The organism is Paraburkholderia megapolitana, assembly GCF_007556815.1.
GTDB classification, from domain to species: domain Bacteria; phylum Pseudomonadota; class Gammaproteobacteria; order Burkholderiales; family Burkholderiaceae; genus Paraburkholderia; species Paraburkholderia megapolitana.
In genome coordinates this window covers 1,519,830-1,532,942 of record NZ_CP041745.1, presented here as the reverse complement: position 1 = coordinate 1,532,942, position 13,113 = coordinate 1,519,830, and the positions used below count along the sequence as shown (strand labels likewise).

Sequence of the window (13,113 nt, the reverse complement as noted above, 5' to 3'; positions counted from 1 at the left end):
TGCCTCGACGACCGAGGATGCCGATGACGATGCCGATGACGACAAGCGTCACGGCATCTTCTGAACCCACTGGCTGCGCCACGCCGGTGCTTCGAACGGGTCCGTAAAGTACTGCGTCTCGTGCACGACCTTGCCGTCGTCGCGGAACTCCATGACGCTGATCGTGTAGGCGGCTCGCCCCTGGTAGTTGATCGAGTATTGCGAAACCCAGAGATTGCCTTCGCCCTGAATCCGCGTGACCTCGAACCCCGACGGCTTGCCTGGATGATGTCCGCGCAGCGCCTGCAAATTGGCTCGCCCGAGAATCCGTTCGCGTGACTGCGGATAGTCGCAGATCGAATCGTCGGCGTAGATGTCGTGTTCCGCTTCCAGATCGCCGGCCGCCGACGCCTGCCAGTGCGCATTCAGGATTTCGCGTATTTGTGCTTCCTGCATGATGTGCCTCCGGATACCCGTCTGTTACGCTAATCGGTTACGTGCGCCGCGGAATAAACCCCGGGCTACCCGTCTTGACGACTTCGTTGAACCGCTGCCTTGTCTCGATCCGGTTGATCTCGTCGAATGCGTCGGCGGGAAGCGCCGAGACAGTGAAATTCTCGCGCGCACGGGCCTCGGTTTTCGGTGTGGTGAGTAACGCACCACCGCGCTGAACCGCCCACGCCAGCAGCACCTGCGCAGGCGTTATACCGGTTTGCGCGGCGATCCGCACAATGACCGGATCTTCGAGCGGTCCCGGCCGGATTCCGTGACCCAATGGCGCGAAGGCCAGAAACACGATTCCGTGCTCCTTGCAGAATTCCAGCAGTTCCGTTTCCGGAAGATACGGATGCGCTTCGATCTGCACGGCCGACGGCTTGATCCGTGCCGCTTCATAGAGCGGGCGCAATCTGTCGAGACCGATGTCGGATAGACCGATGGCCCGACACTTCCCCTGATCGACGAGCGCTTCCATCGCTCTCCACGTATCGAGCAAGGTTACTCCTTCGTCGTAGACGACCGCGCCGTTTTCGTCGCGGGGGTCCTGCTCTTCCCCTGGTTGAAACGCGAACGGCGTGTGGATCAGATACAGATCGAGGTAGTCGATGCCGAGTCTTTCAAGACTTGCCTCGAAGGCCGGCCGGACGCGCTCGGGCCGATGATTGGTATTCCACAGTTTGGTGGTGAGGAAGAGGTCTTCGCGTGCGATCCCTCCTGCAGCGCGTTCTGTGCGCAGCGCTTCGCCAACTTCGCGCTCGTTGCGATAGCGCTCGGCGGCGTCGAAGTGTCGATAGCCGGCGCGCAGTGCGTCTCTGGTCGCGCTGATCGTGGTGGCGGCATCGGGAATCAGCGTGCCGAATCCGAGCGCGGGCATACGGCCGTCTCCGTGATTTAGCGCCAGGGTTTTGCTGCGGAAATCGGTCGACTCAATCATGGTGACACCTCCGTACTACTTCATGTCCTGCGAAGAAAGACCGGCGCTCATGTTTAAGAGCCGGACGTCAATGCGATGCGAACTTCCCGGTAGGCGACGACCAGTGCATCGAGGTCGAACGCCCGGTTCAATCCACTTGGATTCGGCAAGACCCACGTGCGTGCACCGCCGAACGATCTGGTTTGCAGCCCCCACTCGATATCGCGTGTACCGGAGATCGCCGAGAGCGCCATCTTTCCCAGAAACGCAATGTGGCGTGGTGCGTACTGCTCGATCTTGCGTCGGAAGTCATCCCCAGCCAGTTCGATCTCCGGGCGTGACAGTTCGGCGGCACTTGCAGTGGCCCGCGGAACCACTGCCGTGAGACCGTAACCGTACTGAAGCAACGTGCGATCGTCTTCGGGACGAATCTGTTCGGGCGTAAAGCCGGCAAGATGCACGACTCGCCAGAACCGGTTGCTTCTGCCTGCAAAGTGATGACCCGTCGATGCCGCACGGATACCCGGGTTGATTCCGCAAAACACGAGCGAAAGGCCAGGCTCGAGGATGTCGACGAGAGATGGCAGGGAATCGACGGCATTCATGGGCGAACCTGTCCTTGAAAGGAGGCCCGCCAACCGGTGTTGTCGAGCGATGACCCAGCTTACCGCAGCGACCCGACACCATGGACATGCCAGCCGGCAATTGTCTTTTGCGTCGGTGTAACAGCGCGATCGTCGATTGACTCCCGGATATCGACTCAGTGCGTCGCAACACTATCGATGAAAGCCGCCAGATCGTGATTGAAACGATCCGCCTCTTCCATGAAAGGCGCATGACCTGAATTTGCGTACAGCTTCGTTTGAATGTGCGGATCGAGTGCTTTCGCCCGGGCGATTGCGCCGCGCGTGTTCACAAGCGCGTCTTGCTCGCCGTAGAGCAGCAGCACGGGCACCTTGATCTTGCTTAAGCCCTCGGCAGCAGGGACCGTCATCGACTGAACGGCGCTTTGCATGTCCCACGACGCCATCGCCGCGTTTGCAAGCAGGCGCTCGGTGGTGGAGCTGTCGGGCTGCGTGTGGAAGCACAGGCTCAGGAACGTGCGCTCGCCATCGAGGTGGGTTTTCAGATCGGCTGAAGTCATGTCGCGATAGACCTGCGGACGCGCCACAATCTGGTCCGCTTTCAGTTCGATGACACCGTCGACATACACCGCCCCGGCAATCTGGTTGTCGCCGAATGCGGCCAGATAGTTCGATATGACGGCGCCGCCCAACGACCACCCGACCAGCACAGGTCGATTCGCATGCGACGACGCAATGACGGTGGCGAGGTCATCGGCCCAATGCCGTCCGTTGCGATACGCTTCGGCCCCGACTGGTTTGCCGGATAAACCGTGGCCGCGCAGATCGTAGGTAATGATGCGATACCGCTGCAGCTCGGCACTGTTGACCTGTGCATCCCAGTTCAAACGACTGCCGAGCAATCCGTGAATCAGCACGACAGCAGGCCCATGTGGGTTTCCCGATTCCTGGACGGCCAGTGCGACGCCGTCCGGCGCGGTGACCGTATAGTTTTTTGTATCCGCGATTGCCGTTGATGACACTGCGAGCGTGGCAACCGTCGCTGCGAACGCCGCAAGCGCGTGACGAAGAGTTTTGTAGAGCATGAGTTGTATTCCTGGAACGTTAAGACGCTCACAGTCTGGAGCCTGACACTGATGTGAGGGTCAAGCGATAAGTGCTATGCTTTTTCGCATGATCCAATCTATTGAACAAAGGTTGCTATCCATCGGCGAACTGGCGCGAGAGACCGGCGCAAGCGTGCGCTCGATCCGTCATTACGATGAACACGCCCTGCTAACCTCTGTTCGCGCAACCAATGGCTACCGGGTGTTTCCAGTGGCAGCCGTCACGCAGGTCAGGCAGATTCAGCGCATGATCGCGACGGGTTTCAGCCTGGCCGATATCCGCTCGTTTCCCGACTGCATGCGTATGATCGAAGGCGCGGGTGCATGCCCTGAAACCTCCGCGGCTCAACGCAAACGCCTGGCCTCGATCGAGCGTCAGATTGCCGATCTCGAACGCCGTCGTGCGCGCCTGCTGAAGACGCTGGCTGATGGAGCAGTTCCGCCTCTAGACTAATTTCCGCGAAGGAGTGTCATGGAGAACGCCCACCCCTTACCTTCCTGGTTCGTCGCAGGCAGAAAGATCGTCATCGTCGCCTACGCAATTGTCTGCGCGCTCTGCGTCGCCAGCATTTTTATTCTGATGATCGTTAGCGCTCTCGTGTACCGGGATTTCAGCAACTACAGCCTCGCCGGCAACCCCTGGGAATCCAGCTCGTTTCCCTGGTATGTGATTGACTCCATGCGGCTCATGACTGTGGTTGCAGCTCTAGCGGGTGCGGCGGTAGCGTTCTACGCTCTCTATGGTGGCATCGCTCTTGTTTCGCTCAAGATCATCCCGGACGCGAACGGATTGTCCGCGTGGCGCCGCCTGCTGGTTGCGATCGTCGCGATTGTCGTGGGACTGGCACTCGTAGCCTGGCTTAGCCGCTGGAGCTGGCATTGGTAACGTGGTCCGCTGGCGATGGGACAAAGAAGACTAAATCTTGCATTAAGCTTCATGCTCAATCCTTCCCACAGCTCTCCAAAGTCTGCTTCGGCTGACTGCGGCTCAAACAGGAAACTAGCAACGTGACCATTGCGGACGACCTCAGCCTGTTGATGCAGAACCACGACGACGAACCTCAAGCGGCAGCCGCGGCGCTTCACGGGATGGTTGATCAAGATGTACCCGCAGATCAGCTCGGCCGTTTCACATGGCTCGTGGACCACGTGATTGGCGAGAAATTCGGTCACTGGTCCGAGGCTCACGAGTTGATTGAAAAGGCCATTTCGCGGCATACGTCGTTGCCGCAACCCGCGCTTCGCCACGCCGCCGTGGCCGCGCATCTCAGTGGCAATCTGCTTGCCGGCATCGCGCTGGAACGCCGCATGGTCCAGGATCGCATACGCGCAGACCAGGCAACTATCGCGGTGCGCGCGTCCGCTATCAGTTTCTCCATCAGCCCTGCTCGCGCGCTTGAAGCGGCGGTGGCTTTGCTCTCGATTGCCGGGGGCGTCGAGCAGTGGAACGATGCGAGCGGCGTCGACGCTGCGGTTGCTGCGAGCCTGAACAATGCCGTCTCCGCGCTGATCGAGCTGGACGATGAAACGCTCGGCCATGCCGATGTGCGCGCTGCGATGGTTCAAGGGGCAGCAGCGGCACGGATGCTTTGGCAGCGCGCGGGAACATGGGTCAATCACGAGCGCGCCGATTATTTGTGCGCGCTGGTTTTCAACCGCATCGCCGATTACGCGAACGCGCTCGAAGCCGCCGAACGCGGTCGGCAACTGATCGAGACGAACGGTTCCGAAGACGTCGATCGCGCGTTTCTGCTGCTTGAGTCCGCACGTGCACTGATCGGTCTTTCGCGCAAAGCGGAGGGCGTCGAGCGGCTGCGGCAAGCCGAAGCCATCGCGCGCGGATGGGATGATGTGGGGCTGACGAAGTGGTTTAACGACAAAGCGAAACCGGTTCGCGATCTGGCTGGTTGATGGCTGGTCGAACGAATATGGCGTGCAATAGAACGCAACAGCGAATTCAACCGCGAGTCTGCACCCCAACCCACTGCCCCGAATCAATCAATCGCCCTACCCGCCGTTTCACGCATGAACGGCAGCGGCAACAACGACACCAGGCTGCAGCCGATCAGATACCACGCAGGCGCCAACGTATTGCCCGACAGCTGGATCAACCACGTCGCGAAGAATTGCGCAAACCCACCGAAGATCGACACGCCGATGCAGTAGACAATCGACATCCCCGTCGCCCGGATCGCACGCGGAAAAAGCTCCGGCAACATCACGATGTTCGGTACCGCGGTAAACGCGACCAGCACCGCGAGCCCTGCCACCACGGCGAGCAGCACCGGCACGGTCGGCGTCGCGTTGATCGCCATGAACGCGGGATACACCGCGAGGATCAGCAGCACGCGCGAGATCCACATCACGCGCTTGCGGCCGACGCGATCCGATAGCGCTCCGGCAAACGGCGAGCACACCACCGTGACCGCCGCCGCGGTCCACGCGGCCCACAAAGCGAGCGCCATCGGCAGATGCAGGATGCGGATCGCGTAGGTGGACAGATAGAACAGCACGATGTAGTTCGCGGCGGTACCACCGATCGTCGTGAGCACACCGCATACGACCGCGGCGGAATGCCCGTTGAAGATCTCCCGCACTGGCTGCTTCATGGCCGCGAGATCCGTCTGCGCCACGCCCGCCGGCGGCAACGGCAACGTTTCGTCGAGATGACGGCGAATATAGATGCCAACCGGCCCCATCGCCATGCCGATCACAAACGGCACGCGCCAACCCCAGCTTTCGAGCGCCTGCGGCGACAGCCATGCCGCAAGCGCCACGCCTAGCAGCGATCCGCACACGGTATTGAGCCCCTGACTCACGAACTGCCAGCTACCGTAGAAGCCGCGCGTGCGATCGCTGCCGTACTCCAGCAACAGCGACGTCGACGCACCGATTTCACCGCCGAGCGCAAAGCCCTGCACGAGCCGCGCCGCGATCACCAGCAGCGGTGCGGCCACACCGATCGCGGCATACGTCGGCGCGAACGCAATCATCGCGGAACCGAGCGTCATCATCCACAGCGTGGCGCTCATCGCCGCCTTGCGACCGGCCCGGTCCGCATATGCGCCGAGCACGATACCGCCCACAGGACGCATGATGAAACCGACGCCGAACGAGCCGACAGCCAGCATCAATTGCGCAAGCTCCCCTTCCACCGGGAAGTACAGCTTGCCGATGATCGTCGCGAAGAAGCTGTAGATCGTGAAATCGAAAAACTCGAGGCCGTTGCCGAGTGTGATTGCGGCAATCGCTTTCGCACGGCCCGCGGAGGTCGTCGCGCGGTCGTGCAACATGTCGTGCCCGGGCTCCGTCGGCGGTGCGGTCGGTGCGGTCGGTGCGGTCGGTGCGGTTGGTGCGGCTGGATAGTTCATCGTTGTCTCCTTCCAGTTACGACATCCTGCATCGTGGGCATGCTCAGACCAGGAACGATTCGGCGAGCCGCACCCAGTACGCCGCGCCCGTCGCAAGGCACGCGTCGTTGAAGTCGTAACCAGGGTTGTGCACCATGCAGCCGCCCTCGCCATCGCCGTTGCCGATGATCAGATAGCTGCCCGCGCATCGTTCGAGCAGGAACGAGAAGTCTTCGCTGCCGGTCAGCGGCACCATGTCCGGCAACACGCCGTCGTCGCCGACCCAGTCGAGTGCGACCTGCTTCGCAAAGTTCGTCATCGCCACATCGTTGACGAGCACCGGATAGCGCCGCTGATAATCGATCTCCGCACGCGCGCCGTACACCGCGGCCTGCGCATGAATCACCTCGGTAATGCGCTGCTGCAACTGGTCGCGTACCTGCGGCTTCAACGCGCGCACCGACAGACGCATCTCGGCACTTTCGGGAATCACGTTCGGCGCTTCGCCCGCATGGATCGCGCCGACCGTGATGATCGCCATGTCGAGCGGCGCGATGTTGCGCGCGACGATAGTCTGTAGCGCGAGCACGATCTGCGCGCACACGACAACCGGGTCGATGGCTTTGTGCGGCACCGCGCCGTGGCCGCCGCGACCGATCACCTTCGCGATCACCGTGTCCGACGAGGCCATGAACGGCCCCGGCAGAAAACCGAACTTGGCTGTAGGAAAACCGGGCATGTTGTGCATCGCAAAGACCGCATCGCACGGGAAGCGCTCGAACAGACCGTCTTCGAGCATTTTCTTTGCGCCGGCGAGTCCTTCTTCGGCGGGCTGAAAAATCAGGTTCAACGTGCCGTCGAAGGTGCGTTCTTGCGCGAGGTGTTTTGCGGCAGCAAGCAGCATTGCCGTATGACCATCGTGGCCGCACGCGTGCATCTTGCCGGGGATCGTGCTCGCGTACGGCAGACCGGTCTGCTCGTGGATCGGCAGTGCGTCCATATCGGCGCGCAGACCAAGGCGGCGTGAGCCACTGCCTACTTTCAGTTGCCCCACGACACCCGTTTTTCCGAGCCCGCGATGGACGGTATAACCCCACTGCATGAGGCGCTCGGCGACGAGATCGGCGGTGGCGAATTCTTCGTATGCAAGTTCCGGGTGCGCGTGAATCTGCTGCCGCAGAGCGATCATTTCCGCTTCGAGACCGGCAATGCCAGCCGGAATAACCATCGTGTTCATGCTCCTGCCTCCATCCATGTCGGTATCGGGCCAGCATAGCCCCCGATATTTTTGACGGGCAGGCGTAGAATCGTCGCAACGGCAACCTGTGGTTGCCCCCCCCACCCGGCTTTCCGTCAATGAAACTTCACCAGCTCAGCACGCTTGCGGCAATCGCCGATACCGGTAGCCTGCGCGCCGCCGCCCGTTCACTCGATGTTTCGCCGGCAGCCGTCACCAAGGCCGTGCGCGAACTCGAAGCGGATCTGCATGCGCCGCTCGTGATCCGCAATACCAACGGCATTACCTTCACCGAATACGGTCGGGCGCTCGTCGTCCATGCGCGGCTCGTGCTTGGGCAGCTCGCGCGCGCCGAAGCCGAACTCGATGCGATGCGCGGGGCGGCGGCCGGCAAGCTGTCGATAGGCGTGACGCCGTGGGTCGCCTTGACGTTTCTGCCGGCCACCGTGCTGCGCTTTCGCGAACGCATGCCCGAGGTGCAGCTCGAATTCTTCGAAGGGTTGCTTGCGGTCGTGCAGCCGCGGCTGCGCGACGGCACGCTCGATTTCTCGATCGGTCGGCCACCGCCCGCGTCGCCGCAATCGGAGTTTCATCACGAGCCGCTGTTTTCGACGCATTCGGCGGTGATCGCGCGGCGCGGCCATCCGCTCGCCAACTGCCGATCGCTGCTCGAACTCGAAGACGCGGAATGGGTATTGAACTGGGACCCGGCAAGTCGGGAATCGATGGCGGACAACCTGTTTCTGCGGCGTGGCATGCGCGTGCCGCGCACGATCCATCTTGCGCACTCGTTTGCGATTTTGACCGGGTTGATTACTCACACGGACATGCTCAGCATCTGCCCGTGGCCGCTCGTCGAGCTGAGCATGGCGAAGGAAAATCTGTGCGCGTTACCGCTGCGCGAGACTGTCGATGAAACCACGGTCAGCGTCACCGCGCGACGCAGTTCGCCGCCGGGGCCGGCTGGCAGGTGTTTTCTCGACTGCCTGCACGAGGTGATCGACGAAGGTGCGCGCTCGCGGGACCCGGATATGCGGCGGTTGTTTCATTCGATTGAGTTGCTGTTGTAGGCTGTCGCAGCGAAAGGAGAATGGAAATGATCGAGATTGAAAAAGGCAGCGGCAACATCTATGCCGACCTTGGCATTCCTGATGCCGAACAAATGTGGGTGAAAGCGCAGCTTGTCACGAAGATCGGCGAGCTCATCAAAGAGCGAAGTTGGACTCGACAGGAAGCGACCAAAATACTCGGCATGACTCAACCGGAACTATCGAAAGTGTTACGCGGGCAGTTCCGCGGAGTCAACAAGGCCAAGTTGTTGTTGTAGCCCACCACTAATCCAGATAATCCACAGCCTGTTTGCGCAGCATCGCGCCGAAGTCATCGAGCCACTCGATCGACAGCCGCCAGCTCTGCCAGTACAGATCGATGTCGACATGCCTGCCGGGTGCGATCTCGACGAGTTCGCCGCTCGCCAGATAAGGCGCGATCATCCGCTCGGGACACATACCCCACGCAAGCCCGATCACACACGCGCGCAGAAAACCTGCGACGTTCGGAATCCAGTGCATCGGCGGATCGATATCTGCCCGCGTGATGCGCCGGATAAAACGCTTCTGCAACTGATCCTTCGGATTGAACTCGACGCTCGGCGCGCTGCGCAACGCGTCGCGACCCACGCCCTCCGCAAAGTAGCGCGCATGAAACGCCGGCGAACAGACCGCGTGGTAGCGCATCCTGCCAAGCCGCACCGAGCGGCAGCCCTGCACCGGCTCCGCCTGGGTCGTCACCGCGCCCTGCACGCTGCCATCGCGGATATGTTGCGCGGTGTGGTCCTGATCGTCGATGACGAGATCGAGCAGAACCGATCGCTCGATGCAGAAATCGGCCACCGCGTCGAGAAACCATGTGCCGACACTGTCGTCGTTGACACCGATGCGCAAGGTCGGCCAGGCGCCTGCCTGTGCGCCGGGTAGCGCGGGCATCCGGCCGCCCAGGTCGGCTTCGAGCAACTGCACGCGTTCGGTATGCCGGCACAGCAGCGCGCCCGAAGCCGTCGCGACGCACGGTTGCCCACGCTTCACCAGCACACTGCCCACGCGTTCCTCGAGCAGCTTCACCCGCTGCGACACCGCCGAGGGCGTGACATTCAACGCCTTCGCCGCGCGATCGAACGAACCATGACGCACCACCGCGGCCAGTGCGTCGAGCAGTGCGTAGTCGAGCATTAGCGTTCCTTAATCTGTGTTAGAGAAATTAGCTTTTGTTACTCCCGTCGATGCGACAGACTAGCGCGTCTCCCCACCTTCCGTCTACTGGATCGACTATGTCCTGGCTGGCTTTCTCTCATGGCGCGGCGTTGTGCGCGTCGTTGATCGTGACGATCGGTGCGCAGAACGCGTTCGTGCTCAGACAGGGCATCATGCGTTCGCACATCGGCAAGATCATCGTTGTGTGCATGCTGTCGGATTTCGCGTTGATCGCGGCTGGCGTCGGTGGGGCGTCGGCGCTTGTCGAGCGCTATCCGACGCTCGTGCATGCCATGCTGTACGCGGGGCTTGCCTATCTTGCGTGGTTTGGTATTAGCGCTTTGCGCCGCGCATGGCGGCCGGGACACGTTGGGCTCGATGCGAACGCGGCAAACGCTACGACTATGACTCCGACTACGACGCGCCAGCAAACCCAGCGCGCCTGGTCGATCGTTCTGACGACGCTCGCGCTTACGTGGCTCAATCCGCACGTGTACCTCGATACGTTTCTCCTGATCGGTACCGCCGGCGCGCGTGAGCCGATCGAGGCACGCACGGCGTTTGCGCTCGGCGCGATGGTCGTCAGTGCGGTGTGGTTCGTCGGTGTCGGTTATGGTGCGCGCGCACTTGCACCGCTGTTTCGACGGGCGGGTGCGTGGCGTGTGCTCGACGGTGCGATTGGCAGCATGGTTCTGTTGATTGCTGTTACGCAGTTGCGCTAGACGAGCGCACGATGCCGCTCCGTCGTAGCGCGCCCGCAAACCGGCAACGCGGGCACTGACGGGTATCTTCTGCATCCTGTTTGTCGAGGACAGGTAGTTTTTCATTCTTCGCGTGTCATATCGCGATGTCACTCAGGCGGTTCGAGTCGCTCCGTTCATGCAGCGCACTCGAACCGCGAGCTTGCCCGCACACACCACGAACGGCAAATCGCAGCGTTCGACACGGCTGGGTACAGCAATTGCTGAGGCATGTCGCGGTCCGGCGAACCACACCCGATGCCGGCCGCCAACCCTAAAACTATTCCAGCCAGCCATCGGCGGGAGGTCTCATGCTTCGATACGCTGCAATCTTCTTCGTCATCGCCATCATCGCCGCGGTATTCGGCTTCGGCGGCATCGCGGCCGGTGCCGCGGAAATCGCCAAAGTCCTGTTCTTCATCTTTGTCGTGATCTTCTTCGTGACCTTGTTGATGGGGGTTATCCGACGTTGATGTGGGTATCGGACACAACTCGATCAGTGCGACGCAGCGTCGTGCTCCAGCGCGGCGCCGCCAGCTGCACCGATGTTCAACTCTTCGCACAGGAAGTCGTACAGCGTTTGCACTGCCGCCGCCTGCGCGCCGGGCGTCTCGCGCATGAACAGTGCGAAGTCGGCGCTGGGCGGCTCGGGCAGGCGATCGCCACGCCCCAGCACCCGCATCGACTCATGCCGGATGTTGCCGTCGAGCAGCACGGACACGCCCAGCCCAGCCTCCACTGCCGACTGCACCGCCGGCAGACTCGTGCTCGTGCAGACGATGCGCCACGCGACACCCGCACGGCGCAGCGCGGTCAACACGCTCTGCTGCCACAGACACCCGCCGCCGAATGCGACGACCGGCAGCTCGTCTTCGGCGAACGCATCGAAGCCGCGCGCACCGACCCAGAAAAGCGGCTGGGTCCAGCTAACGAGCGGCACCGCATCGACGAGCGCCGGATCGGCGACGATCACATCGAGCGCGCCTTCGGCGAGCCGCGTCGACAACACGCTGCTCGTATCGACGACGATTTCCAGCGCGACCTGCGGATATGCAACCGAAAAACGCCGCAGCGCGCGCGGCAGACGACCGACCGCGATGTCCTCGAGCATCCCGAGACGCACCGTGCCCGACACCTGCCCCGCGCTCAACGCGCGACGGGCATCGGCAGAAGCGCCGAGGATCGTATGGGCGTACGGCAACAGCAGATGTCCCGCTTCCGTCAGTCGCACGCCGCGCGGCGAACGATCGAGCAGCCGCTGACCCACTTCGTCCTCCAGCCTGCGCAACTGCATGCTGACTGCCGCCTGGGTCCGCGCGAGACGCGCCGCCGCGGCGCTGACTGCTCCCGTCTCCGCCACTGTCACGAATGCGCGCAGGAGCGCGCTATCAAGGTCTCGCATTATCAGCATCCCTGATACGACTATAAGGAATATCAGCTTATCTTAATCAGGTCGGCGCCGATATGATGGGGCGAATGCGCTTTATTGCGGGCGCGCCGCAGCTTCGTTGCAGGTTCATCAAAGGTTCCGTCATGGTTGAAGACACGCTAGGTTCGCCGCCTTCCTCGCACCCGACATTCGCACTCCCAGCACCGCCCACGAGGTCGCGCCGCGCGCTTGGCATGGCGGCCCTGCTCGCCATGCTGTCGATGTCGAGCGTGCAGTTCGGCGCGGCACTGTCGGCCCCCACGATGACCGCGTTCGGCTCGCTCAGCACGACGTGGCTACGGCTTTGCTGGGCCGCTATCGTGCTCGCCGTGCTGGTACGGCCGAAGCTGCGCGGCTACGCGAGCGCACACTGGTTAGCCGCGCTCGCGCTCGGTATCGCGATGGCGGGCATGACGTTGTGCTTCTTTGCCTCGATCGAACGCATTCCGTTGGGGCTTTCTGTCGCGATTGATTTTCTCGGTCCGCTGACGGTCGCGACCGTAGGCGTGCGTCGCTGGCGCGCGCTGGTCTGGCCGTTGCTCGCGATCGCCGGTGTGCTGCTGCTCGCGCGCAGCGGTACGGGGTGGATCGGCGGATCGGTGGCGCAGTCGCTTGGCGTACTGCTGGCAGCAGGTGCCGCGCTCGGCTGGGGCAGCTACATCGTGCTGATGAAAAAAACCGGTGCTGCGTTCGAAGGCCTTGAGGGGCTATCGATTTCACTGATCGCGGCCGCGCTGGTCGCGACACCGTTCGGGTTGATCGACAGCGGCGGCCACATTCCACCGATGCAACTCGCCGCGACGGCCGGCCTTGCCCTGCTCGTTCCGCTACTGCCCTACGCGCTCGAAATGGTCGCGTTGCGGCAGATGCCGGCCGCGGCGTTCGGCATCCTGATGAGCGTCGAACCGGCAATCGGCGCGCTTGCGGGGTTCGTCGTGCTGCGGCAACCGATGAGCGTGTTGCAACTCGTCGGCATGGTGTGCGTCGTGTGCGCGAGCGTTGGGGTGATCGCAACGGCTACGCGCTAA

Annotated in this window: 16 protein-coding genes; 8 read left to right on the top strand and 8 right to left on the bottom strand. The window is 62.2% G+C overall.

Going from position 1 to position 13,113, the window contains the following annotated elements:
• Window positions 1-48: 48 nt before the first annotated feature.
• From FNZ07_RS20330 to FNZ07_RS20315, 4 genes are all read right to left on the bottom strand, one after another.
• Window positions 49-435 carry a nuclear transport factor 2 family protein gene (locus FNZ07_RS20330; RefSeq protein ID WP_091019015.1) on the bottom strand — a complete coding sequence of 129 codons (387 nt, stop codon included), beginning with the start codon at window positions 433-435 and terminating at the stop codon, window positions 49-51.
• Between the two features lie 37 nt (window positions 436-472).
• The gene (locus tag FNZ07_RS20325) at window positions 473-1,411 is read right to left on the bottom strand and encodes an aldo/keto reductase (RefSeq protein ID WP_091019017.1); all 939 of its coding nucleotides are present in this window, start codon (window positions 1,409-1,411) and stop codon (window positions 473-475) included.
• Between the two features lie 53 nt (window positions 1,412-1,464).
• The gene (gene mug, locus FNZ07_RS20320) at window positions 1,465-1,995 is read right to left on the bottom strand and encodes a G/U mismatch-specific DNA glycosylase (RefSeq protein WP_091019018.1); all 531 of its coding nucleotides are present in this window, start codon (window positions 1,993-1,995) and stop codon (window positions 1,465-1,467) included.
• Between the two features lie 155 nt (window positions 1,996-2,150).
• On the bottom strand, window positions 2,151-3,059 hold the full coding sequence (locus FNZ07_RS20315) for an alpha/beta fold hydrolase (RefSeq protein WP_091019020.1): 909 nt from the start codon (window positions 3,057-3,059) through the stop codon (window positions 2,151-2,153).
• A gap of 88 nt (window positions 3,060-3,147) precedes the next feature.
• On the opposite strand from FNZ07_RS20315, the gene FNZ07_RS20310 reads away from it, so the two are divergent.
• The 3 genes from FNZ07_RS20310 (at window position 3,148) to FNZ07_RS20300 (ending at window position 4,991) form a co-directional block, all read left to right on the top strand.
• Window positions 3,148-3,534, top strand: coding sequence for a MerR family transcriptional regulator (locus FNZ07_RS20310; protein ID WP_091019190.1), 387 nt, complete (start codon window positions 3,148-3,150; stop codon window positions 3,532-3,534).
• A gap of 18 nt (window positions 3,535-3,552) precedes the next feature.
• On the top strand, window positions 3,553-3,966 hold the full coding sequence (locus tag FNZ07_RS20305) for a hypothetical protein (protein ID WP_091019023.1): 414 nt from the start codon (window positions 3,553-3,555) through the stop codon (window positions 3,964-3,966).
• A 122-nt stretch (window positions 3,967-4,088) separates the two neighbouring features.
• Complete coding sequence (locus FNZ07_RS20300; protein ID WP_091019025.1) at window positions 4,089-4,991, top strand: hypothetical protein; 903 nt, start codon at window positions 4,089-4,091, stop codon at window positions 4,989-4,991.
• Between the two features lie 83 nt (window positions 4,992-5,074).
• On the opposite strand, the gene FNZ07_RS20295 is transcribed toward FNZ07_RS20300, so the two are convergent.
• On the bottom strand, window positions 5,075-6,373 hold the full coding sequence (locus tag FNZ07_RS20295; RefSeq protein ID WP_245811727.1) for an MFS transporter: 1,299 nt from the start codon (window positions 6,371-6,373) through the stop codon (window positions 5,075-5,077).
• A gap of 121 nt (window positions 6,374-6,494) precedes the next feature.
• Window positions 6,495-7,667, bottom strand: a complete 1,173-nt coding sequence (locus tag FNZ07_RS20290; protein WP_091019029.1) for a M20 aminoacylase family protein — start codon at window positions 7,665-7,667, stop codon at window positions 6,495-6,497.
• Between the two features lie 119 nt (window positions 7,668-7,786).
• Here FNZ07_RS20290 and FNZ07_RS20285 point away from each other — a divergent pair, with 119 nt between their 5' ends.
• Together FNZ07_RS20285 and FNZ07_RS20280 are read left to right on the top strand one after the other, a co-directional pair.
• Window positions 7,787-8,737: a LysR substrate-binding domain-containing protein gene (locus FNZ07_RS20285; RefSeq protein WP_091019031.1), complete on the top strand. Its 951-nt coding sequence runs from the start codon at window positions 7,787-7,789 to the stop codon at window positions 8,735-8,737.
• Window positions 8,738-8,763: 26 nt separating this feature from the next.
• Entirely contained in the window at window positions 8,764-8,994 is a 231-nt protein-coding gene (locus tag FNZ07_RS20280; protein ID WP_091019033.1) for a helix-turn-helix domain-containing protein, read from the top strand.
• Between the two features lie 7 nt (window positions 8,995-9,001).
• Here FNZ07_RS20280 and FNZ07_RS20275 read toward each other — a convergent pair whose 3' ends face one another.
• Window positions 9,002-9,895 (bottom strand): LysR family transcriptional regulator ArgP, encoded by an 894-nt coding sequence (locus tag FNZ07_RS20275; RefSeq protein WP_091019035.1) that lies wholly within the window; start codon window positions 9,893-9,895, stop codon window positions 9,002-9,004.
• 98 nt (window positions 9,896-9,993) lie between these two features.
• On the opposite strand from FNZ07_RS20275, the gene FNZ07_RS20270 reads away from it, so the two are divergent.
• Entirely contained in the window at window positions 9,994-10,638 is a 645-nt protein-coding gene (locus FNZ07_RS20270; protein ID WP_091019037.1) for a LysE/ArgO family amino acid transporter, read from the top strand.
• A gap of 329 nt (window positions 10,639-10,967) precedes the next feature.
• Entirely contained in the window at window positions 10,968-11,129 is a 162-nt protein-coding gene (locus FNZ07_RS20265) for a DUF1328 family protein (protein ID WP_091019039.1), read from the top strand.
• A 23-nt stretch (window positions 11,130-11,152) separates the two neighbouring features.
• On the opposite strand, the gene FNZ07_RS20260 is transcribed toward FNZ07_RS20265, so the two are convergent.
• Entirely contained in the window at window positions 11,153-12,058 is a 906-nt protein-coding gene (locus FNZ07_RS20260) for a LysR substrate-binding domain-containing protein (protein ID WP_091019041.1), read from the bottom strand.
• Window positions 12,059-12,189: 131 nt separating this feature from the next.
• Between FNZ07_RS20260 and FNZ07_RS20255 the strand changes: the two genes are divergently transcribed.
• On the top strand, window positions 12,190-13,113 hold the full coding sequence (locus FNZ07_RS20255; RefSeq protein ID WP_177228335.1) for an EamA family transporter: 924 nt from the start codon (window positions 12,190-12,192) through the stop codon (window positions 13,111-13,113).

Excerpts from the sequence above, each read along its gene's own strand:
- FNZ07_RS20260 (WP_091019041.1), bottom strand. The coding sequence starts at position 12,058 with ATGCGAGACCTTGATAGCGCGCTCCTGCGCGCATTCGTGACAGTGGCG.
- FNZ07_RS20285 (WP_091019031.1), top strand. The coding sequence starts at position 7,787 with ATGAAACTTCACCAGCTCAGCACGCTTGCGGCAATCGCCGATACCGGT.
- FNZ07_RS20305 (WP_091019023.1), top strand. The coding sequence starts at position 3,553 with ATGGAGAACGCCCACCCCTTACCTTCCTGGTTCGTCGCAGGCAGAAAG.
- FNZ07_RS20255 (WP_177228335.1), top strand. The coding sequence starts at position 12,190 with ATGGTTGAAGACACGCTAGGTTCGCCGCCTTCCTCGCACCCGACATTC.
- FNZ07_RS20310 (WP_091019190.1), top strand. The coding sequence starts at position 3,148 with ATGATCCAATCTATTGAACAAAGGTTGCTATCCATCGGCGAACTGGCG.
- FNZ07_RS20330 (WP_091019015.1), bottom strand. The coding sequence starts at position 435 with ATGCAGGAAGCACAAATACGCGAAATCCTGAATGCGCACTGGCAGGCG.
- FNZ07_RS20275 (WP_091019035.1), bottom strand. The coding sequence starts at position 9,895 with ATGCTCGACTACGCACTGCTCGACGCACTGGCCGCGGTGGTGCGTCAT.
- FNZ07_RS20270 (WP_091019037.1), top strand. The coding sequence starts at position 9,994 with ATGTCCTGGCTGGCTTTCTCTCATGGCGCGGCGTTGTGCGCGTCGTTG.
- FNZ07_RS20280 (WP_091019033.1), top strand. The coding sequence starts at position 8,764 with ATGATCGAGATTGAAAAAGGCAGCGGCAACATCTATGCCGACCTTGGC.
- FNZ07_RS20290 (WP_091019029.1), bottom strand. The coding sequence starts at position 7,667 with ATGAACACGATGGTTATTCCGGCTGGCATTGCCGGTCTCGAAGCGGAA.
- FNZ07_RS20295 (WP_245811727.1), bottom strand. The coding sequence starts at position 6,373 with ATGTTGCACGACCGCGCGACGACCTCCGCGGGCCGTGCGAAAGCGATT.
- FNZ07_RS20265 (WP_091019039.1), top strand. The coding sequence starts at position 10,968 with ATGCTTCGATACGCTGCAATCTTCTTCGTCATCGCCATCATCGCCGCG.
- mug (WP_091019018.1), bottom strand. The coding sequence starts at position 1,995 with ATGAATGCCGTCGATTCCCTGCCATCTCTCGTCGACATCCTCGAGCCT.
- FNZ07_RS20325 (WP_091019017.1), bottom strand. The coding sequence starts at position 1,411 with ATGATTGAGTCGACCGATTTCCGCAGCAAAACCCTGGCGCTAAATCAC.
- FNZ07_RS20315 (WP_091019020.1), bottom strand. The coding sequence starts at position 3,059 with ATGCTCTACAAAACTCTTCGTCACGCGCTTGCGGCGTTCGCAGCGACG.